Source organism: Sphingopyxis chilensis (assembly GCF_035930445.1).
Lineage (GTDB): Bacteria > Pseudomonadota > Alphaproteobacteria > Sphingomonadales > Sphingomonadaceae > Sphingopyxis > Sphingopyxis chilensis.
In genome coordinates this window covers 2462007-2482348 of record NZ_CP142394.1, presented here as the reverse complement: position 1 = coordinate 2482348, position 20342 = coordinate 2462007, and the positions used below count along the sequence as shown (strand labels likewise).

Below are 20342 nucleotides of genomic sequence, written 5' to 3'. Positions count from 1 at the left end.
TTGGATATCGATGACCTGCGCACCTTTGTGGAAGTGGCCGACGCCGGGGGCGTGTCGCCCGCCGCGCGTCGGCTGGGTGTTTCCAAATCGATCGTCAGTCGGCGGCTATCGCGGCTCGAGGCGGAGCTGGGCGTCCAATTGCTCGCGCGATCGACGCGCGGCGCCGCGCTGACCGAAGCGGGCGCCATCTTCCGCGACCATGCCGCCAGAGCCGGCGCCGAGATCGACGTGGCGAGGGAAACCATTCTTCCCGCGGGCGAACTGCGCGGCCGCTTGCGGGTTTCGGCGCCTCTGACTTTCGGCCCGACCCATTTCGCGCCCGTGCTTGCCAAAATGGCGCGCCGCCATCCGCGGCTTCATCTCCAGACCTGTTACACCGACCGGTTCGTCGATCTGATCGCGGAGGGTTATGATTGCGCGATCCGCGTCGGCTATCTGCAGGACTCCAACCTGATCGCGCGCCGTATCGGCCCGATGTACGGACGGTTGCTCGCCAGCCCGGCCTATATCGAAGCGCATGGTGCGCCCGAGACGCCCGATGAGCTCGTCGCCCATCAGGCGCTGATGCAGGGCACCGAAAGCTGGCAGCTCATCGACGGCGACAGGGTCGTAACGGTCCGTCCGCAGGGGCGTTTCAAGGCGGACAACGGGACGGCGTTGATCGCGGCGGCGGTGGCCGGACTCGGGGTTGCCTATCTCCCCGACGGCCTGTCGCATGACTATGTGGCCTCGGGCGCGCTCGTCCCCGTCATGACGCGGCATCTTCCGCCGCCCGCGGGTGTTTATGTCGTCCGCCCGCCCAGCCAGCACCCCGCGCGAAAGATACGGGAACTCACCGAACTGCTCATCGAATATTATGAACAGACGCCGGCGCTGGCGGGGTTTGCATAGCCGCTCAACGTGTCGCGTGCTGGCGGTCGCCCCATAGGATCGCGCGATGTTCGTCGGTGAAGCCGGTGAGCCCGCCCTCGATCGTCTCGGCGCGCGCGACGCCGACCTTCATCCCCTCGGCGACCGCTGGCCGTTCGAGCATGGCGGCGCCCCAGCGCTCGACATGGGGGAAGCGCCCGGCCTTCTCGATCAGCTGGCGGCGGAGATAGGGCAGGGTGGCCATGTCGGCGATGGTATAGTCGTGGCCGGCCAGCCATTCGGCCTCGCCCAGTCTTTTGTCGATCACCATCATCAGCCGGTCGACCTCGCGGCTGTACCGTTCGATCGCATATTCGTGCCGGTCCTTGGCATAGTGGGTGAAATGTGCCTCCTGCCCGAACATCGGGCCGACGCCCGATAGCTGGAACGTCAGCCATTGCCAGCAGATCGCGCGCTTTACCGGGTCGGAGGGCAGGAAGCGCCCGGTCTTTTCGGCGAGATAGAGCAGGATCGCGCCGGTTTCCCACAGTATGAACCGCTCGCCGCCGGGTCCTTGATCATCGACGATCACCGGCGTCTTGTTGTTCGGGTTGAGCGCGAGGAATTCGGGGGTCAGCTGGTCGCCCGCAAGGATGTCGATATATTCGAGCCGCCAGTCGAGCTCCATTTCGAGGAGCGCGATCGCGATCTTGCGCGCATTGGGGGTCGGGCCGCCGTAGAGGGTGATCATCGCCTCAAGCCTCCCGTCCGAGCCATCGTTTCAGGACGTCTGCGCTATCCTGTCCAACCGTCAGCGGGGCAGGGCGGCGAACGCTGCCCGGCGTGGCTGACAGCTTGGGGAAGACACCCTGCATGGTGACTTCGCCCAATTCTTCGTCGGCGACCGTCACCAAGGCATCGCGCGCGGCGAAATGCGGGTCGGCCATCATGTCTTCGGCGTCGAAGACGCGGCCTGCGGGCACGCCGGCTTCGACCATCTTCGCTTCGAGTTCCTCGATCGTCAGCGTCCTCGTCCATTCGCCGATCAGCGCGTCGAGTTCCTCCTGCCGCACACCGCGCGCGCGGTGCGTGGCATAGCGTTCGTCGTGCGCAAGCTCAGACCGCCCCATGGCGGCGGCGAGCCGCGCGAAGACGCCGTCCTGATTGGCGCCGATCAGATATTCGCCGTCGCGGCACGGATAGACGTTCGAGGGCGCGATGCCGGGCAAGGTCGATCCGGTGCGCCGACGCTTGGTGCCGCTCGCCGAATAGTCGGACACGGTCGATTCCATGACCTGCAGCACCGCCTCATAGAGGGCGGAATCGACGATCTGTCCTTCGCCGGTCTTGCTGCGGTGATGGAGCGCTGCGAGCGCCCCCACGCAGCCGTAAGTCGCGGCGAGCGTGTCGCCGATCGACACGCCCATGCGCGCGGGCGGCAGGTCGGGATAGCCGACGATACCGCGCCAGCCACCCATTGCCTCCCCGATACCGCCGAAGCCGGCGCGCGTGGAGTAAGGGCCGGTCTGACCATAGCCCGACACGCGCACGACGATCAGCCCGGGGTTCGCCGTGCGGAGTTCGGCGGGATCGAGATTCCACTTCTCGAGCGTGCCGGGACGGAAATTCTCGATCAATATATCCGCCTTCGCGATCAGCTCGCGTGCCAGCGCCTGGCCTTCTTCGGACCGCAGATCGACCGCTACCGAATATTTGTTGCGCGCGATCACGCGCCACCAGCTCGGCTTGTCGCCCTGACCCCAGTTGCGCATCTGGTCGCCGGTCACCGGCGGTTCGAGCTTGACGATTTCGGCACCCATGTCGCCGAGCAGCTGTCCGCAGAAGGGGCCGGCGATGAGCTGCCCCATCTCGACCACCCTGATGCCTTCCAGCGCGCCCCCGCTGCCCGTCTCGCTCATATCATTCCTTTCGCGGCCGACTCTGGTAAGACGGCCTGCTTCGTCGATGGCCTTTGTATACTTAGAATGCTATGTAATTTTCAACCTGCTAAATGACTCGGGATGTCGAAGGCGCAAGATGTTGAAAAATAAGGTGGTGGAACTGGTAGAGGTCGGCCCGCGCGATGGGCTCCAGAATGAAGCGGCGATCGTTTCCACCGCCGACAAGCTCGAACTCGTCCGCCGTGCGATCGAGTATGGCGTGCGTCGCATCGAGGTGACGAGCTTCGTCAATCCGAAGAAGGTGCCGCAGCTTGCCGACGCCGAGGACCTCGTCGCGATGCTGCCCGAGCGCGACGATGTGACCTATATCGGGCTCGTCCTCAACCGGCGCGGTGCCGAGCGCGCGCTCGCGACCGGGCGCATCGACGAACTCGGTGCGGTTTGCGTGACGAGCGACAGTTTCGGCATTCGCAATCAGGGCCAAAGCTCCGACGAATCGCTCGCGGCGGCGATGGAGATCGTCGCATTCGCGCGGGAGGTGGGGCGCAGCGGCCAGATCACCATCGCCACCGCCTTCGGCTGTCCGTTTGAGGGGCGCGTCGCGATCGAGCGCGTCGTCGATATGGCGAAGCGCGCCGCCGACGCGGACCCGCGCGAAATCGCGCTCGCCGACACGATCGGCGTCGGGGCGCCCGCGCAGGTTTCGGAAATGGTCGGCTGCGTGCGCGAGGCGGTCGGGGAACTCCCCGTGCGCGTCCATTTTCATAACACGCGCGGCACCGGCATCGCCAATGTCTGGGCGGCGGTGAACGAGGGGGCGGCGACTGTCGACGCGTCGCTCGGCGGGCTCGGCGGCTGTCCCTTCGCGCCCGGCGCGGCAGGCAATGTCGCGACCGAGGACGTCGTCTATATGCTCGAACGGAGCGGGGTCGCGACGGGTGTGGATTTGTCGAAGGTCGTCGAAGCGGCCGACTGGCTCACCGGCGTAATGGGGCGCCCCTTGCCGGCAATGGTCAGCAGGGCGCCCGTCTTTCCCTAGAGCGGTGTCGCCTAATATACTCCGTTTGGAAAAGCCTGACCAACGTGGCCCTAAAAGGTGGCGAGCAGCGCCATCACGACGCCGCCGACGACGAGCAGCAGCCCGACGATCTCGTGCCACCGCACCGGCTCGCGCAGGTAGAAATGCGCAAAGCCGATCGTGAACACGACCTCGACCTGCCCGACGATCCGCACCAGCGCCGCAGGTGCCGCGGCGAAGCCGATATACCAGCAGGCTGAGCCGAGCGCCGACAGCAGCCCGACCTGGCTCGAATTGCGCCACGTCCGGAAAACCGCGCGCAGGGTATCGCGGTCGCGCAGCGCGACCCAGAGGATGTGCAGTCCGGTCTGGATTGCCATCACGACGACGAGCGTGACGAGCGCCGATCCGACCAGGTCGATATCTTCCAGTTCGGCGGTCGCGAGTTTCACGGCGATCGCCGCGAGCGCGAACATCGATCCCGCGCCGAGCCCGCACAGCGCCGCCGGCTGGCCGAACGCGCGCCTGAGCTCGCGCGCCGAAACCCCGCGTCCGGCGAGCGCGAGCACCAGCACGCCCGCAACCCCGGCGACGATCCCGATCCATGCGAGCAGCGGCAATCGCTCGCCAAGGAACAGCGCGGTGACGAGCGCCGCCTGCACCGCTTCTGTCTTGGAAAAGGCGGTGCCGACGACGAAGCCGCGATGCCCGAAAGCCATGATCAGCAGGATCGTTCCCGCCATTTGCGTGATTGCCCCCGCGACGGTGAAGGCCGCGAAAGCCGCACCGAATATGGGGACGGCGTCGCGCTGGATCGTCAGCCAGATGGTGGCGAAGGCAAGGGCGAAGGGAACGCCGTAAAGGTAGCGGATCAGCCCCGCGCCGCTGACGCTGAGCTCGGCGCGCAGGCGCTGTTGCAATGCGGTGCGCCAGGCCTGGAACAGGCCGCCAAACAGCGATGCGGGAAGCCAGATGGGATTCATGTCCTACTTCCGCGCCGCGCCGCGTCCCCGATTCGTTCCCAGTCCTGCATCGCTTTGCCATGCAATACTTTTATTGCTAAGTATATGAGGCAGTCTCCGGAAGCGCGGGGCGCATCCGTCCGGGTGACCTGCCACACCAATCAGCTAGACCCGCGCCGCTCCACGCGGCACAAACGGTGCGGGAGAGCAAATGACACATACCGACCAACAGCCGCGCCCCGCCGCTCCGGCCTTCTGACATGGCTGCCCTCGACCTTCCGCTCTGCGAAGATCAGCGCATGCTTCAGGAAAGCGTCCAGCGTTTCCTCGCCGACCATGCGCGCCCCGGCTGGCGCGACCTGTCCGCGTCGCTCGGCCTCGCCGGGATTGCGCTGCCCGAAAATGTCGGCGGTTTCGGCGGCGGTCCGATCGACATCGCGCTCGTGATGGCCGAGCTTGGCCCGGCGCTCGCGGGCGCCGACTGGCTGTCGCACGTCGCGGCGAGCGCGCTCCTCGCGCGCATTGCGCCCGCGCATCCGGCGCTTGGCGATCTGGCGGCGGGCCGGCGCCGCATCGCGATCATCTGTGCCGCCTCGACCGCCGCGATGCCGGCCGTCGAGGACGGGCTCGTGCGCGGCTGCGCCGCCCTGGTCGCAGGCGCGGCGGAAGCCGACCTGCTGCTGCTCGCAAGCGAAGAGGCGCTGCTGCTCATCGCCGCCGACGGCGGCAAGGTTGAACAGCGGCATCGCATCATGCACGACGGCAGCGTGTCGGCTGATCTCGCCTTCACACTCAAGCCAGGCGATGCGAGCTTGCTTGCGGATGGGGACAAGGCTCGTGGCCTGACCGATTATGCGAACGACCTGATCCTCGCCGGGCGCTGCGCCGAGGCGGTGGGTCTGATACAGCATATGATCGCCGACAGCGTCGATTACCTTGGGCAGCGCAAGCAGTTCGGTATGGCGATCGGCCGATTCCAGTCGCTCCGCCACCGCGCCGCCGACATGCAGCTTGCGGCGATGAAGGCGGCAGCGCTGACGGAGGTGGCGATCGTCGCCGTCGATCAGGATCGCGCCGACCGGGCGCAGGCGGTGAGCGCGGCGTGTATCGAGGTCGGCGACGCGGTGCGGATCGCCGGCGAGAGTGCCGTGCAAATCCACGGCGCGATGGGATTGACCGAGGAACTCAGCCTCGGCGGGCATTTCAAACGTGCACTGGCGATCGCGGCGGCATTCGGTCCGCGCGGCGGCCACCTCGTGCGCTTTGCCGAGGTGGCGTCCTAGCCGAGCATCGCCCGCGCGATCAGGTCGCGCTGGATTTCGTTCGATCCGGCATAGATGGTCGCGGCGCGATCGTTGAGGTAGCGCGGGACCGCGACCGCCAGATCGGCGGGCGCCTGCCCGTCGGCGTCGGCCCATGCCGCATAGCCGGCGAGCTCGCATGCCAGCGTGTCGATGCGCTGCGCTGCCTCCGTCCCGAGGATCTTGAGCGCCGAGGCATAGAGCGCCGCGCTGCCGCCTACGCCGCGCATCGCTTTCAGCTCGAGTGCCTGCAGCGCCTTGAGCGTCACTGCCTCGCGGTCGAGCTGCGCGCGAAGTGCGGGGTCGATGTCGTGATGCGCACGCAGCCGTTCGAGCCGACCGATCAGCCCCGGCGCATATTTGCCGCCGCGCTCGAACGTCAGCAGGTGCTTCGCGACCGACCAGCCCTCATTCTCGTCGCCGAGCCGGTTTGCCTGCGGCACGCGCACATCGTCGAAGAAGACCTGGTTGAACTCATGATCGCCCGCGAGTGTGCGGATTGGCTCGACGCTGATCCCCGGCGTTGCCATGTCGAGCAGCAGGAAGCTGATACCCGCCTGCGGTTTGCCTTCATTCGACGTCCGCACCAGCGCGAACATGCGGTTCGCGAAATGTGCGTGCGTGGTCCAGATCTTCGAACCGTTCAGCACATAGTCGGCGCCATCGGGCACGGCCCGTAATTGCAGCGCGGCAAGATCGGATCCCGCGCCGGGTTCGGAAAAGCCCTGGCACCAATAATCCTCGCCCGACAATATGCGCGGCAGATAATGGGCGCGCTGTTCCGGGCTGCCATAGTGCATGATCACTGGCGCCACCATTTTCAGCCCCATCGGCGCCAGGTTCGGCGCGCCGGCCCCTGCGCATTCGGCGGCGAAGATATAACGCTCGATCTCGCTCCACCCGGGACCACCGAACTCGGCGGGCCAGTCGGGCGCGGCCCAGCCCTTGGCATGAAGTATGCGCTGCCAGGGCAGCGAGATATCGGGGTCGATGAAGACGCTCGTTGCGCGCGCTGCGCCGCGGCGGATGTCCTCGGTCAGATGCGTCGCAAGAAAGGTGCGAACCTCGCCGCGAAAGGCCGTCAACGCCGGGTCGTTCAGCATGTCCATAGTCCCGGCTTAGGCTCTTGGCCGATGCCGCGCCAAGCTGGCACCTGCATCAGGCGGCGCGCGCGCCGACGAAGCCGAGCCCGGCGGCGATCTGGATCGACTGGGCGCGACCGGTCGCGCCGAGCTTGCCCGCGGCGTTGCGCAAGTGGAAGCGCACCGTCGACACCGACAGCGACAGGATGATGCCGATCTCGCCGTCGGTCTTGCCCGCCGCTGCCCAACGCAGGCATTGCACCTCGCGCCGCGTCAGCGTCTGCGGCACGGTGGCGTTGCGCGGGCGGCCGCGCGCCTCGTTGTGCGTCGCGACCAGCTTGACCGCAAGGTTGTGCAGATGCCCGGCTTGTTCGGCGAAGACCGCCTCCACCCCGATCGGTTCGCGCGAGCACCAGAAGACCGCGCCGACCAGCCCGCGCGGCAGATGCACCGGCGCGATGATCGCCTCGCCGAAATTGGGCGTGTTCCGAGCCTGCGAACAGTCGACCTTGTCGAGAAGGTGCGACGGGCGCCACGTGCCGAGGCGCCCGTCACTGTAGTAAAAGGGTTCGGCGGCGAGGCGCGCAGCGGTGAGGAAGGCGAGTTGCAGCGCGAGCTTGCGGTCGCGCCAATAGGCATAGCTCGGATCAACCCAGTGAAAGCTGGTTTCGGCGTAGGGGCGGCCTTCCTCGTCGCTCATCGGTTCGGGGTCGCCAAGGTCCGCTTGCGCCGCGACATAGGGAAGGCCGATCGCATCGCCCGCGGCTTGCACCGCCGCTACGAGCGCAGGCATCTCCGCCCAGCATTCGGCCCTCTGATCGGTCACGCCCGCGTCCCTCCTTTATCCTGACACAGGTGTCAGCTTGCTCGCCCCGCCGCAATCCTTTGTTCTGTCACGGTCCGGTTCGCGCGACGCTCGCACAAAGACGAGCCGCGGGACAAGGTGTTTGAGAGAGGATGAGTGATGAAAGCAATGCGTATCTTGCTGGGCGCGGGTTCGGCGATGGGGCTCGTTCTGGCGGCGCCTGCTTTTGCCGCCGGGGAAGGCGCGCCCGACGGCGTCGCGGCCGAAGGCGACATCATTGTCACCGCACAGCGCCGCGCGGAGTCGATGAACGACGTCGGTATGGCGATCCAGGCGGTCGATGGCGAAACGCTGGAAAATCTGCGCGTCACCGACATGCGCGATCTGACTGCGGTCGCGCCGAGCTTCACCGTTTCGCAAAGCTATCAGGGCGTGCCTACCTATACGCTGCGCGGAATCGGCTTCAACACGATCAACCTCTCCTCGACCTCGACCGTCGGCACCTATGTCGACGAAGTCGCCTATGCCTATCCGATCATGAACACCGGCCCGGTGATGGACCTCGAGCGCGTCGAGGTGCTCAAAGGCCCGCAGGGCACGCTCTATGGGCGCAACACGACGGCGGGCCTGATCAACTTCATCACCGCCAAGCCGACCGACAGTTTCGCGGGGAGCATCAAGGCCGACCTCGGCAATTACCAGACCTATAATATCGGCGGCCATATTTCGGGCCCGCTCGGCGAAGGCGTCGCGGCGCGCATCGCGTTCCGCAGCGAAAATAGCGACAAGGGCTGGCAGGTCAGCAACACGCGGGACGAACGGCTCGGCGAGGTCGACAAGCTGGGCATCCGCGGCTCGCTTGCGATCGATCCGGCGCCGGGAACACATTTCGACCTTTCCGTAACCTGGTGGCGCAACAGGTCGGATACCGTCGCGGGGCAGGGGATCGGCTTCACGCCTGCGACCGACCCCGTCACCGGCACCAGCAATTCGCGCTTCTTCAACGCGCCCGGGCTCGCCGATTATATCGCGCACAATTTCCCGACCAAGGCAAGCCAGGCCGACTGGGCGCCCGAAGCTGCGCGCTCTGCCGACATCGGCTCGGGGCTCGGCCTCGATGGCCCGCTCGCCGAGGACAATCGCTTCTGGGGGCTCAAGCTGCGCTGGGATCAGGATCTCGGTGAAACGACGAAGCTCGTTTCGCTGACGAGCTATAATGATTTCAGGCGCAACGCGCTCTCCGACTGGAGCGGCGCGCCGTTCGAAATCCTGCTCCAGAACACCGTCGGGCGGATCAAGAGCTTCGCACAGGAACTGCATCTGGAAGGCGAAAGCGGCGCGGTCAACTGGCTCGTCGGCGCCTATTATGCGAACGACCGCATCATCGATTCCAACCGCACCTTGCTGGGCCAGAACGCCAACGTCGGGCTCATTCGCGGCGCGGGTGTGCCCTTGCTCGGGACGCCGTTCAATTCGGGTGGCTATACGCCGACCGAACTCAGCCAGGCTTTCCGCACCTATGAGGATTTCGGTCGTATCCGGACGAAGACGTGGAGCATTTTCGGCAACGCGGATGCCGAACTGACCGAGCAGGTGAAGCTGACGGTCGGGGTGCGCTATACCGAGGACAAGCAGCGCTACAATGGCTGCTCGCGCGATTTCAACGGCAATATGCTGCCCAACGTCAACGTCGTGAACCGCGCGCTCTATTTCCAGACCTATGGCGTCCTCGCGCCCGAAATCGCGGCGGGTCAGTGCAACACATTCGATCCTGCGACGGGCACTTTCGGCGAGGTGCAGTCGCTGCTCAAGGAAGATAATCTCGCGTGGCGTGTCGCACTCGACTGGTCGCCGAATGACGACACCCTGATGTATGTGTCGGTATCGCGCGGCTATAAATCGGGGACGACGCCGATCAACGCCGCGAACCTCGCGCGCCAGAATGCACCGGTGAAGCAAGAGAAACTGACCGCCTACGAAGTCGGCGTGAAGGCGACGCTCGCCGACCGCGCGGTGCAGGCCAATCTCTCGGCCTTCTACTATGATTATCGCGACAAGCAGATCAGCACCTATTTCGCCGACCCGATCTACACCGCATTGTCGCGCCTCGATAATGTCCCCGACAGCGAGGCCTATGGGGTCGAAGGCGAACTGACGATCCGGCCGGCGACGGGGCTGACTCTCGCCGCCAACGCGCTGTGGCTGAAGACGCGGATCAATGATTACAACGGCACCAACGCGGCCGGCCAGCCAGAAAATTTCGACGGCGCCGAATTCATCTATAGCCCGAAATTCCAGGGTAGCATCACGATCGCCTATGACACGCCGGTCAGCGAGGAGATCAGCCTGACGGGCGCGGTCAGCGCGCGATACCAGAGCAAGTCGAATACGATCTTCGAGGATCTCGATCTCTACAAGGTCGATGCCTATGGCACCGTCAACGCAAGCCTTGGCCTTCGGCATGAAAGCGGCTGGTCGGTATCGCTGTGGGCGAAGAATCTGCTCGACAGATATTATTGGTCGGCGGTGGCGAGCAACGCCAATGTTGTCGTGCGTTTCGCCAACCAGCCGCGAACCTATGGGCTGACCGTCGGTTACGACTTCTAAGGAGGCCATCAACGTGGCGCGTTTGCCGATGCAGACCGACTATCTGGGGACCGCGATCGATTTCGCCGCGCCGACTGGCGAACCTGCGCTGCTCGCGCCCGACAGCGTCCAGTGGCGCGTGTACAAGAATCCGATCGCGCTCGGCATCGGCGGCATCGCGGCGGTGCTGCTCGAATTCGCCGAGCCGCGCATCCGGTCGGGGGTGTGGGACCATTCAACCTACAAGACCGATCCGATCGGCCGCTCGCGCCGCACCGGTCTCGTCGCCATGCTCGCCTGTTATGGGTCCGCAAGCGCCGCGAAGGAGGTGATCGGCAAGGTCAACCGCATGCACGGCAAGGTGAAAGGCGAAACGTCGGTGGGGGAGAGATATCGCGCGATGGACCCGCTCCTGCTCGACTGGGTCGCGGCGACGGCTTCCTATGGTTTCCTGATGGCCTATGATCGTTTCGTCCACCCGCTGAGCGATGCCGACAAGGACCGCTTCATGCGCGACGGCGATGCGATCGGGCGCGAGTTCGGCGCGCGTCGCACCCCGCCAACGGTGGCTGCGTTCATGGACATGATGGCCGAACTCGAACCGCGCTTGGAGCCGCATCCGATCATCTTCGAATTCCTCGATATTATCCAGTCGGGCCGCGCTGCGCCGGGCGTGCCGCGTTTTCTGCATCGCGCCATCGCCCGCGCGTCGGTGTCGCTGCTGCCCGATCATATCCGGCACAAGCTGGCGCTTGGAACCCGCTACGACCTGACGCGGCGCGACCGCGCCGCGCTGCGCATCGCCGGCCGGCTCGCCGACCGACATGTCGATCGTGCGGCGCCGCATTGTCAGGCGAGCGTCCGCCTCGGCCTGCCGCATGATTTCCTGTTCAGATCACCCGCCCAGCAGCGGCTCTTGCTTGCCGCCGCTTAGGAACAGCGGTTGAAGCCCGCGCCGCGCACCGCGCGCCCCGGTGTCGCGCCGCTATGTTCGCCGTTCCGTAGCACCGCGACGCCGTTGACGAACACGTCGCGCACGCCGACTGAATATTGGTGCGGCTTCTCGAAGGTCGACCGGTCGCCGATCACTGCCGGGTCGAACACCACGACATCGGCATAATAGCCGGGCCTGAGCGCCCCGCGATCCTTGATCCCCAAATTGGTCGCGGGCAGGGTGGTCAGACGATAGACCGCCTGTTCGAGCGGGATCAGCTTTTCGTCGCGGACATAGCGGCCGAGCAGCCGGGCGAAATTGCCATAGGTGCGCGGGTGTGCGCCCGATTTCAGGAAAACGCCCTCGGGCGCCTGCGACGCCGCATCGGATCCGAAGCTCATCCACGGCAGCTGGATCTGCTTGCGGACATTGTCCTCGGACATCAGGAAATAGACGGTGCCGACGCGCGAGCCGTCCTCGACGACGAGGTCCATCGCCGTCTCTTCGGGCGACTTGCTGCGCATCGCCGCGACCTCCGCCAGCGTCTTGCCGGTCAGCGGCTTCAGCGCGTCATTCTTGAACCCCGACAGGATCATCTTGTCAGCGCCCGCGCCGAAATAGAGATTTTCCCAGTCGCTTCCGGGCTTCTTCATTTCCTCGGCAACGCGGGCGCGGATCGCCGGGTCTTTCAGGCGCTCGATCCACTTCTCGAGCCCGCCCGCCTGCACCCACGTCGGCATCGCGGCGTCGAGCCCGGTGGCGCCCGCGGTATAAGTATACATATCGGTCGTGATCCGCAGTCCCGCGGCGCGGGCATCCTCGATCTTCTTCACGATCGCGCTGAGCTTGCCCCAATTGCTGCGCCCCGCCATCTTTAGGTGATAGATTTCCGCCGGCGCCCCCGAACGGCGCGATATGTCGATCAACTCGTCGACCGCCTCCTCGATCCGGTCGCCTTCGGACCGCATGTGGCTGATATACATGCCGCCGCATTTCGCGGCCTCGCTCGTCAGCGCGACGAGTTCGTCGGTTTCGGCGTAGGAGCCGGGCGCATAGATGATCGAGCTGCCGACGCCCATCGCACCCTCGTTCATCGCCTGTCGCACCAGCGCGCGCATCCGGGCAAGCTGCTCGGGGGTCGGATCGACGTCGCCCTCGCCCAGTTCGTGCACACGCACCGTCGCCGCGCCGACGAAGCTTGCGATATTGGTCGAAATGCCGCGTTTTTCGAGCCAGCCGAAATAATCGCCGAGCGTCGTCCATTCGATCGGATATTTGATGTCGCCCTGCCGCTCCGTTTCCTGGGCTTTCATCGCCGCGTTCATCGGTCCCATCGACCAGCCTTCGCCCATCACCTCCAGCGTAACGCCCTGGCGGATATCGCTCTGGCTTCTGGGATCGGCGATCAGCGATTCGGTCGCCCAGCTCAGCATGTTGATAAAGCCGGGCGCGACCGCCATGCCCTTGGCCGAAACCTCGCTCTTCGCCGTTCCGTCGATCTTGCCCATCGCGACGATGCGATCGTCCTTGATTGCGACATCGCCGACGACGGGCGGCTTGCCCGACCCGTCATAGAGCGTGCCGCCGCGGATGATCAGGTCATAGGCCGGCGCCTGCGCGACTGCGGCGGCGGATATGAGCATCGAACTGCAAAGCAGCAACAGGGAGGGTGCGAAGCGCCGGTGCGATGCCATATCATTCTCCAGGGTCAGGTTAGTCAGCCGTGCAGGCTCATCAGCGAATCCATCAGTCCGTCGTCGGCGCTCGAGCAGACGCCGAGCACCAGCGCCTCCTCATATCCATCGGCGACGACATAGGCGTGGCCCATCGACGAATCGATATAGATGCCCTGGCCAACGTCGAGCGTGACCGGGTCGTAAAATTCACTGTGCACCTCGATCCGCCCTTCGAGGACATAGATGAACTCCTCGCCCTGGTGATGGACGAGTTCGCCGAATTCGCGCGCGCTGTGGGCGCGGATGCGCGTCAGGATCGGGATCATCCGTTTCTGGCGCAAATCGGTGCAGAGATAGTGATAGTCGTAATTATCGGTCGTGACGCGCGCCGCGCGTTCGATGGTCCCGATGCTGCGGCGTCCGGTGACGCGCGGTGCGGCATCTTCCTCATCCTCTGCGAAGAGGTCCGACATGCGAATCTTGAGTCGCTGGCTGAGCTGTTGGAGCTTGTCGTAGCTCAAAGTCAGCCGGTCGTGCTCGACCTTCGACAGCGTCGAAACAGGAATGCCCGACTTCGCGCTCATTTCCTTGAGCGTCCAGCCGTTGCGCGCCCTTATGCCCTTCATCACCGCGCCGAGCGTCGGCGGGGTAGCACGGTCCGCCATCAGTTTTTCCAATCCCCGTTTGACAATTTTCTAATCAGGATCATTATGTCCCTATCGGGCTAACAGTCGTTGGCCCTTGGTAAGGGGTCGCGCGGCTGGCCGCAAGGTGTTGCAGGACGCGCCAGACAAAAGGGGAAAGCGATGCGTTTCATCCGCAAGGCGATGATCGGGCTGGCGGCCTTTGCCGCACTGCCGCTGGCGGCGCAGGGGCCGGTGCCCGCGCCTGCCGTAAAGAAGGCCGAGGCAACTGCGTCGGCCGCCAAGACAGCCGCGGCGCCGGCTTCGCTCGACCCCAAGGATCTCGAAGCCTGGATGGACGGATATCTGCCCTATGCGCTCGAACGCGGACGCATTCCGGGCGCAGTCGTCGTCGTCGTGCGCGGCGGCGAGGTCGTGCTTGAGAAGGGCTATGGCTATTCGGATGTCGCGAAGCGTGCGCCCGTCCTGCCCGAGACCACGCTTTTCCGCCCCGGTTCGGTGTCGAAGCTCCTGACCTGGACCGCGGTGATGCAGCAGGTCGAGGCGGGCAAGATCGATCTCGACAAGGACGTCAACGCCTACCTCGATTTCAAGATCCCGCCCTTTGAGGGCAAGCCGGTGACGATGCGCAACATCATGACGCACACCGCGGGCTTCGAGGAATCGGTGCGCCACCTGATCAGCAGCGATCCCAAGGCGGTGATGACGCTGAAGAAGCAGATGCCGCTCGCGCTGCCCGAACGCGTCTTCGCGCCGGGCACGACGCCGGCCTATTCCAACTATGCGACGGCGCTCGCGGGCTATATCGTCGAACGCGTCAGCGGCGAAAATTTCGACAATTATATCGAGAACCATATCTTCAAGCCGCTCGGCATGGCGCATTCGTCTTTCCGCCAGCCGCTCCCCGCGCGGCTCGCGCCGCATATGTCCAAGGGCTATCCCGACATCACGCAAAAGCCCGAGCCGTTCGAAATGGTCATCCCCGCGCCCGCGGGTAGCCTTTCGTCGAGCGGTGCTGACATGGCGAAGTTCATGATCGCGCATCTGAACAACGGTGCGGGGCTGATGAAGCCCGAAACCGCAAAGATGATGCACGATTTCAAGGCGCCCGGCGTCGGCCCGCTCAACAGCATGGCGCTTGGCTTCTATGAGCAATGGGTCAACGGCCACCGCGCCATTGCGCATGGCGGCGATACCGTCTGGTTCCACTCCTATCTCTGGCTGTTCCCCGATGCCGATGTCGGAATCTTCGTGTCGATGAACAGCGCAGGCAAGGACGGCGCGGCGGGCGCGGTGCGTAGCGCGCTGTTCCACAAATTCGCCGACCGCTACCTGCCGGGTCCGGCCGAAAAGCCGGCGCAGGTCGATGCCAAGACCGCCGCGCAGCACGCGCAGATGATGGTCGGCAATTACATCAGCAGTCGTGGCAGCTTCACCAACTTCATGAGCCTGTTCGGGCTGTTGGGACAGGCGACGATCGGATTGACCGAGGATGGCAAGATCAGCCTTCCGGCGCTCGACGGGCTCGGCGCGGGCGCGCGCGACTGGGTCGAGGTCGAGCCCTTCGTGTGGCGCGACACCGGCACCGGCGAGCGGCTTGCCGCCGAGGTGAAGGACGGCCGCGTCGTGCGGTGGAGCGTCGACGCCGGATCGCCTTTCATGGTGTTCGAACCCGCGCCTGCCAGCGTCAACGCCGCCTGGCTCAATCCCGCGCTGATCTTCGCCTTTGGCATCATCCTGCTCGCCGCGCTGGCGTGGCCGGTGCGTGCGATGGTCCGCCGCAGCTTCAAGGCCGACTTTGCGCTTACGGGCAAGTCGCTCCGCGCCTATCGCCTGTCGCGCGTCTTCGCCTGGCTCGCGATCGGCGCGCTCGTCGGCTGGATCGGGTTGATCGCCGCCTTCTCGGCCGACATCGGCAGCATCGGCGGCCCGCTCGACTGGCTCATCCACCTGCTGCGCATCCTGACCCCGCTCGCCGCCTTCGGGCTGCTCGCGACGGCCGCCTGGCACTTGTGGCTCGCTATCAAGGACAAGCGGCGCTGGACGATGAAGCTCGGCGCGGTGCTGCTGATCCTCGCCGCGCTGATACTCGTCTGGGTGACGCTCGTCTTCCACCTCTACGGCTTTGGGATGGTCTATTGATGGCGACGCAGAGCAGGCAGAAAATGACGCTCGACCTTCGGGTCGAGCGTTTTCCCTATCATCAGCCGTTCCGCATTTCGGGGCATGTCTTCACCGAAACCGCGCTGCTCGTCGCCGAGATATCCGACGGCTCGCATGTCGGGCGCGGGGAGGGGGCCGGGGTCTATTATCTCGGCGACGATATCGATCATATGCTCGCCGAAGCGACCGGCGTGCGCGATGCGATCGAGCAGGGCGCGACGCGCGCGGAACTGCAACAGCTCCTTCCGCCCGGCGGTGCCCGCAATGCGCTCGACTGTGCTTTCTGGGATCTCGAAGCCAAGCAGGCGGGCCGCCCCGTGTGGGAGCTTGCCGGGCTGGAATCCCCGAAAGCACTGCGATCGACGCTGACTCTGGGCGCCGACAGCCCGGACAATATGGCGAAAGCCGCACTGGCGATCGACGCGCAAGCCCCGGTCAAGGTCAAGCTGACCGGCGATTTGACAGACGACATCGCGCGGGTCGTCGCAATCCGCACGGCGCGGCCCGATGCGTGGATCGGCGTCGATGCCAATCAGGGTTATGACATCGGCACGCTTTCCGACCTGCTGCCGGTTCTCGTCTCGATGCGCATCGCGCAGCTCGAGCAGCCATTGAAACGCGGGCGCGAGGCCGATCTCGACGGCCTCAAGCGGCCCTTGCCCTTCGTCGCCGACGAAAGCGCGCTGTCACTTACCGACACCGCCTCGCTTGTCGGGCGCTTCGACGTCGTGAACATCAAGCTCGATAAATGTGGCGGGCTGACCGAGGGGCTGGCGATCGCGCGGCAGGCGAAGAAGCTCGGCCTCGACGTGATGGTCGGCAACATGATGGGCACAAGCCTGTCGATGGCACCCTCCTACCTGGTCGGGCAGCTGTGCGACATCGTGGATCTCGACGGGCCGACCTTTCTTGCGCGCGATCGCGTGCCCGGCGTCGAATATCGCGATGGCATGATTCATTGTTCGGCGGAAATTTGGGGTTCGTGACAATTTGATGTCCTAAATGGGTTGACAATTTTCCGATTAGGACAATAGTCTTGAAATTGAGATTTTCGTAAGAAGGAGGCTGGAATGACGACGTCATTCCCGATGACGCGCCGCGCGGCACTCGCGGGCGCGGTCGGGGTCACTTTGTCCGCGCCGATGGTGGGTCGCGGCGCCTATGCCTTCGCTGCGGCGCCCGCAAAGGCCTATTCGCGCCGCACGGTTGACCTCGTCGCTTCCTCGCTCGTCATCGACATGCTCGCGCCGCTCAAGATCACGCTGGAAGAAGATTATGTGGCGCACCGGCTGACTGATGCCGAGGCGGCGGAGTTCAAGGCGTCGGGTATCACCGGTTTCCACAATGCCTATGGCCTCGGCGGACCTGACGCAAAGCAACAGGCGTTGACCTTCCTCGCAGGCTGGCAGGGCTTTGCGGGACGCAACAGCCACGTCTTCACCCTCGTCGATACCGCCGCCGATCTCGACCGCGCGAAATCCGAGGGCAAATGCGCTGTCATCATGGGCATCCAGAACGCCGAGCATTTCGAGACGGTCGCGGACGTCGCGCTGTTCCGCCGCCTCGGCCTGCGCTGTTCGCAGCTTACCTATAACAGCCAGAACCGCATCGGATCGGGCAGCACCGATCGCGTCGACGGCGGCGTCAGCGACTATGGCGCAGCGATTATCACCGAAATGGAAAAGCAGAAGATGCTCGTCGACGTCTCGCATTGCGGCGACCGGACGACGCTCGACGCCATCGACATCGCCAAGGGGCCGATCGCGATCACGCACAGCAATGCCCGCGCTCTCGTTGATCATCCGCGCGTCAAGACCGACGAAGCGATTAAGGCGCTCGCGGCAAAGGGCGGGGTGATGGGCATCACCGGCGTGCGCATGTTCGTGCGCAGCACCGACCCCACCCATGTCGGGCACATGGCCGATCATATCGACCATGTCGCAAAGCTCGTCGGCATTGATCATGTCGGCATCGGCTCCGACGCGGACCTTCACGGCTATGACGACATGAAGCCTGATGAATATGCCGTGCTGAAGGGCGCCTACAAGGACAGCTACGCCTTTCGAGACAAGATCGACATCGATGGTTTCGACCATCCATTGAAGACCTTCGACCTCGTCGAGGAACTCATTCGCCGCAACTATTCGAACGATAACATCCGGGCCGTGCTCGGTGGCAATTTCCGCCGCCTGCTCGCCCAAGTCTGGGGGTAAGACGATGAACAAGGGACTTTTGGTAGCAGCAAGCATGGTCGCGGTGATCGCCGCGATGCCGGTACAGGCGCAGGAAGCGGGGGCGATCGAAGCCGCGGGCGAGATCGTTGTGACCGCACAGAAGCGCGTTCAGAATGTGCAGGACGTGCCGATCTCGATCTCGGTGGTCAGCGGCGAGGAACTGCAGGAACAGGGCTCGGCCTCGCTCGTCGACTATGCGGGCTATGTTCCCGGCATGAACGTCAGCAACGGCGGCACGCCTGGCCAGACGACGATCACGCTGCGCGGCGTCGCACCGCTCAATGCCAGCCAGACGGTCGGCATCTATCTCGACGATGCGCCGGTCGGGTCGAGCGCGCTCTATAACCGCGCTGGGCAGTTCACCATCGACCTCATGCCCTATGACCTCGAACGCATCGAAGTGCTCAAAGGCCCGCAGGGCACGCTCTATGGCGCGAGTTCGATCGGCGGCCTGGTCAAATATGTTACCGTCCAGCCCGACACGCGCGAATTCAAGGTGCGCGCGGGCGTCGAAGGTTTCACGATCAAGGACGCCGGCAGCCTCGGCTGGGGTGGGCAGGTCTATGTCAATGCGCCGATTGCGACCGACACGCTCGCGATTTCGGGCAGCTTCGCATGGCGCAAGACGCCGGGCTGGGTCGACAGCGTCAACAATGCCGCGCTCAAGGACCAGAACGACTATGAACAGCGCGGCGGTCGCGCCGCGCTGCTGTGGCAGCCGACCCCCGAGCTCAGTGTAAAGCTCGCCGGCATCTGGCAGTCGCTCGATTCTGACGGCAATGGCCTCTATGCCGCCGATCTCGACGGCAACCGTTTGGGCAACGGCCATTCGTTCAACAATTATGTGCCCGAATCCTACGACGTCGATCTCGATTATTATTCGGCGACGATCGACTATGATTTCGGCGCGGCGACGCTGACGTCTGCGACGACCTACAGCAAAACGCAGAGCCGGCAGGTACAGGACGCGAGCTATGCGTTCGGCGTGCTTTTCCCGCTGCTCACCGGCGGTGCCATCGATCCCGGCATCACACCTTTCTCGCTCGACCTCGGGCTCAAGAAATGGACGCAGGAAGTCCGTCTCGCTTCGCCGAGCGGCGGGCGTTTCGAATGGATGATCGGCGGCTTCTTCACCGATGAAGAGACGAGCAATGCGCAGCTTGTCCGCTCGTTCGATATGGACGGCAATGTCATCGCGCCGCTCGATCCGCTGGCGATCGTCGGCCTTCCGGCGACCTACAAGGAATATGCGATCTTCGGCAATGCGACTTTCAAGCTGAGCGAGCAGTTCGAGGTGACCGGCGGCCTTCGCTGGGCGCGCAACGAGCAGACCTTTACCCAGATCAGCTCGGGGGCGATCGTCCCCAGCGCCAATGATCCGGGCGAGTCGGCCGAAAGCGTCTGGACCTTCTCGGTCAGCCCGCAGTTCCATATCAACGAAGACGCCATGCTCTATGCGCGCGTCGCGACGGGCTATCGCCCCGGCGGCCCGAACGTCATCGTCCCCAATGTCCCGCCCAGCGTCGATGCCGACCGCATGACCAATTACGAGGTCGGGCTGAAAGCCGACTTCGCCGACCGCATGGTGTCGGTCGATGCCGCCTTCTTCTGGATGGACTGGACCGATATCCAGGTCACGCGCGCTTTCGGCGGCGTGTCGGGCGGCGCGAACGGCGGCAAGGCGACGAGCAAGGGCTTCGAGGGTAGCCTCGCGCTACGCCCGGCGCCTGGCCTGACGATCAGTGCGACCGGAAGCTACACCGACGCGAGCCTCAGCGAGGATGTGCCCGATATCAGCGGCCTCGACGGCGACCGCTTGCCCGCTGTACCCAAGTTCAGCGGCGCGCTGCGCGCCGATTATGCGTTCGAGCTGGGCGGCGGCAACCGGGGCAGCTTCGGCGCCGGCATCCGCCACGCGAGCAACCGCCTGTCGCTCGTCGAGAGCGATCCGCTCGTCGCGCGCGCCAAGGCTTACACCTCGGTCGACCTCAATGCGTCGGTGACCTTCGATGATCACTGGACGCTGCGCGCCTATGCGCGCAATCTGCTCGACAACAAGGGCGAGATGGCGCGGTCGACGCTTGCCGACGGGCTCAACCAGCCGAGCTTCCTAGCGATCTCGCCATTGCAGCCGCGCACGATCGGTGTCGCGCTCGACATGGCATTCTGAGCGAATTGGAGTTGGAC

General features: G+C 64.9%; 16 protein-coding genes. 9 read left to right on the top strand and 7 right to left on the bottom strand.

Annotation, left to right across the window (positions count from 1 at the left end):
- Positions 1-891, top strand: a complete 891-nt coding sequence (locus VSX79_RS11505; protein ID WP_326913403.1) for a LysR family transcriptional regulator — start codon at positions 1-3, stop codon at positions 889-891.
- A 4-nt stretch (positions 892-895) separates the two neighbouring features.
- On the opposite strand, the gene VSX79_RS11500 is transcribed toward VSX79_RS11505, so the two are convergent.
- Both VSX79_RS11500 and VSX79_RS11495 read right to left on the bottom strand, forming a co-directional pair.
- Positions 896-1600, bottom strand: a complete 705-nt coding sequence (locus VSX79_RS11500; protein ID WP_326913402.1) for a glutathione S-transferase family protein — start codon at positions 1598-1600, stop codon at positions 896-898.
- A 4-nt stretch (positions 1601-1604) separates the two neighbouring features.
- A complete protein-coding gene (locus VSX79_RS11495; protein WP_326913401.1) occupies positions 1605-2768 on the bottom strand; it encodes a CaiB/BaiF CoA transferase family protein in 1164 nt (387 codons plus the stop codon).
- A 118-nt stretch (positions 2769-2886) separates the two neighbouring features.
- Between VSX79_RS11495 and VSX79_RS11490 the strand changes: the two genes are divergently transcribed.
- The gene (locus VSX79_RS11490; protein WP_326913400.1) at positions 2887-3789 is read left to right on the top strand and encodes a hydroxymethylglutaryl-CoA lyase; all 903 of its coding nucleotides are present in this window, start codon (positions 2887-2889) and stop codon (positions 3787-3789) included.
- Positions 3790-3839: 50 nt separating this feature from the next.
- On the opposite strand, the gene VSX79_RS11485 is transcribed toward VSX79_RS11490, so the two are convergent.
- Positions 3840-4751, bottom strand: coding sequence for a DMT family transporter (locus VSX79_RS11485; protein ID WP_179495317.1), 912 nt, complete (start codon positions 4749-4751; stop codon positions 3840-3842).
- Between the two features lie 278 nt (positions 4752-5029).
- On the opposite strand from VSX79_RS11485, the gene VSX79_RS11480 reads away from it, so the two are divergent.
- On the top strand, positions 5030-6013 hold the full coding sequence (locus VSX79_RS11480) for an acyl-CoA dehydrogenase family protein (RefSeq protein WP_326913399.1): 984 nt from the start codon (positions 5030-5032) through the stop codon (positions 6011-6013).
- On the opposite strand, the gene VSX79_RS11475 is transcribed toward VSX79_RS11480, so the two are convergent.
- Together VSX79_RS11475 and VSX79_RS11470 are read right to left on the bottom strand one after the other, a co-directional pair.
- Complete coding sequence (locus tag VSX79_RS11475) at positions 6010-7134, bottom strand: acyl-CoA dehydrogenase family protein (RefSeq protein WP_326913398.1); 1125 nt, start codon at positions 7132-7134, stop codon at positions 6010-6012. The genes VSX79_RS11480 and VSX79_RS11475 overlap by 4 nt on opposite strands.
- A gap of 55 nt (positions 7135-7189) precedes the next feature.
- Positions 7190-7939, bottom strand: coding sequence for a helix-turn-helix transcriptional regulator (locus VSX79_RS11470; protein ID WP_326913397.1), 750 nt, complete (start codon positions 7937-7939; stop codon positions 7190-7192).
- Between the two features lie 147 nt (positions 7940-8086).
- Here VSX79_RS11470 and VSX79_RS11465 point away from each other — a divergent pair, with 147 nt between their 5' ends.
- Both VSX79_RS11465 and VSX79_RS11460 read left to right on the top strand, forming a co-directional pair.
- Positions 8087-10525 (top strand): TonB-dependent receptor, encoded by a 2439-nt coding sequence (locus VSX79_RS11465; protein ID WP_326913396.1) that lies wholly within the window; start codon positions 8087-8089, stop codon positions 10523-10525.
- 13 nt (positions 10526-10538) lie between these two features.
- The gene (locus VSX79_RS11460; protein ID WP_326913395.1) at positions 10539-11438 is read left to right on the top strand and encodes an oxygenase MpaB family protein; all 900 of its coding nucleotides are present in this window, start codon (positions 10539-10541) and stop codon (positions 11436-11438) included.
- Here VSX79_RS11460 and VSX79_RS11455 read toward each other — a convergent pair.
- Together VSX79_RS11455 and VSX79_RS11450 are read right to left on the bottom strand one after the other, a co-directional pair.
- Positions 11435-13132 carry an N-acyl-D-amino-acid deacylase family protein gene (locus VSX79_RS11455; protein WP_179495327.1) on the bottom strand — a complete coding sequence of 566 codons (1698 nt, stop codon included), beginning with the start codon at positions 13130-13132 and terminating at the stop codon, positions 11435-11437. The two genes, VSX79_RS11460 and VSX79_RS11455, sit on opposite strands and share 4 nt — an antisense overlap.
- A gap of 23 nt (positions 13133-13155) precedes the next feature.
- Positions 13156-13779: a helix-turn-helix domain-containing protein gene (locus tag VSX79_RS11450; RefSeq protein ID WP_179495329.1), complete on the bottom strand. Its 624-nt coding sequence runs from the start codon at positions 13777-13779 to the stop codon at positions 13156-13158.
- A 141-nt stretch (positions 13780-13920) separates the two neighbouring features.
- On the opposite strand from VSX79_RS11450, the gene VSX79_RS11445 reads away from it, so the two are divergent.
- From VSX79_RS11445 to VSX79_RS11430, 4 genes are all read left to right on the top strand, one after another.
- On the top strand, positions 13921-15900 hold the full coding sequence (locus VSX79_RS11445) for a serine hydrolase (RefSeq protein WP_179495331.1): 1980 nt from the start codon (positions 13921-13923) through the stop codon (positions 15898-15900).
- Between the two features lie 23 nt (positions 15901-15923).
- Entirely contained in the window at positions 15924-16907 is a 984-nt protein-coding gene (locus tag VSX79_RS11440) for a dipeptide epimerase (RefSeq protein WP_326913394.1), read from the top strand.
- Between the two features lie 84 nt (positions 16908-16991).
- Positions 16992-18134 (top strand): dipeptidase, encoded by a 1143-nt coding sequence (locus VSX79_RS11435; RefSeq protein ID WP_179495335.1) that lies wholly within the window; start codon positions 16992-16994, stop codon positions 18132-18134.
- 4 nt (positions 18135-18138) lie between these two features.
- Positions 18139-20325: a TonB-dependent receptor gene (locus tag VSX79_RS11430; RefSeq protein ID WP_326913393.1), complete on the top strand. Its 2187-nt coding sequence runs from the start codon at positions 18139-18141 to the stop codon at positions 20323-20325.
- The last annotated feature ends 17 nt before the right edge of the window (positions 20326-20342 follow it).

What these genes read in the sequence shown, in the direction of transcription:
- VSX79_RS11475 (WP_326913398.1), bottom strand. Translation starts at nt 7,134, where the DNA reads ATGCTGAACGACCCGGCGTTGACGGCCTTTCGCGGCGAGGTTCGCACC.
- VSX79_RS11435 (WP_179495335.1), top strand. Translation starts at nt 16,992, where the DNA reads ATGACGACGTCATTCCCGATGACGCGCCGCGCGGCACTCGCGGGCGCG.
- VSX79_RS11465 (WP_326913396.1), top strand. Translation starts at nt 8,087, where the DNA reads ATGCGTATCTTGCTGGGCGCGGGTTCGGCGATGGGGCTCGTTCTGGCG.
- VSX79_RS11445 (WP_179495331.1), top strand. Translation starts at nt 13,921, where the DNA reads ATGCGTTTCATCCGCAAGGCGATGATCGGGCTGGCGGCCTTTGCCGCA.
- VSX79_RS11430 (WP_326913393.1), top strand. Translation starts at nt 18,139, where the DNA reads ATGAACAAGGGACTTTTGGTAGCAGCAAGCATGGTCGCGGTGATCGCC.
- VSX79_RS11455 (WP_179495327.1), bottom strand. Translation starts at nt 13,132, where the DNA reads ATGGCATCGCACCGGCGCTTCGCACCCTCCCTGTTGCTGCTTTGCAGT.
- VSX79_RS11495 (WP_326913401.1), bottom strand. Translation starts at nt 2,768, where the DNA reads ATGAGCGAGACGGGCAGCGGGGGCGCGCTGGAAGGCATCAGGGTGGTC.
- VSX79_RS11490 (WP_326913400.1), top strand. Translation starts at nt 2,887, where the DNA reads ATGTTGAAAAATAAGGTGGTGGAACTGGTAGAGGTCGGCCCGCGCGAT.
- VSX79_RS11500 (WP_326913402.1), bottom strand. Translation starts at nt 1,600, where the DNA reads ATGATCACCCTCTACGGCGGCCCGACCCCCAATGCGCGCAAGATCGCG.
- VSX79_RS11440 (WP_326913394.1), top strand. Translation starts at nt 15,924, where the DNA reads ATGACGCTCGACCTTCGGGTCGAGCGTTTTCCCTATCATCAGCCGTTC.
- VSX79_RS11480 (WP_326913399.1), top strand. Translation starts at nt 5,030, where the DNA reads ATGCTTCAGGAAAGCGTCCAGCGTTTCCTCGCCGACCATGCGCGCCCC.
- VSX79_RS11450 (WP_179495329.1), bottom strand. Translation starts at nt 13,779, where the DNA reads ATGGCGGACCGTGCTACCCCGCCGACGCTCGGCGCGGTGATGAAGGGC.
- VSX79_RS11485 (WP_179495317.1), bottom strand. Translation starts at nt 4,751, where the DNA reads ATGAATCCCATCTGGCTTCCCGCATCGCTGTTTGGCGGCCTGTTCCAG.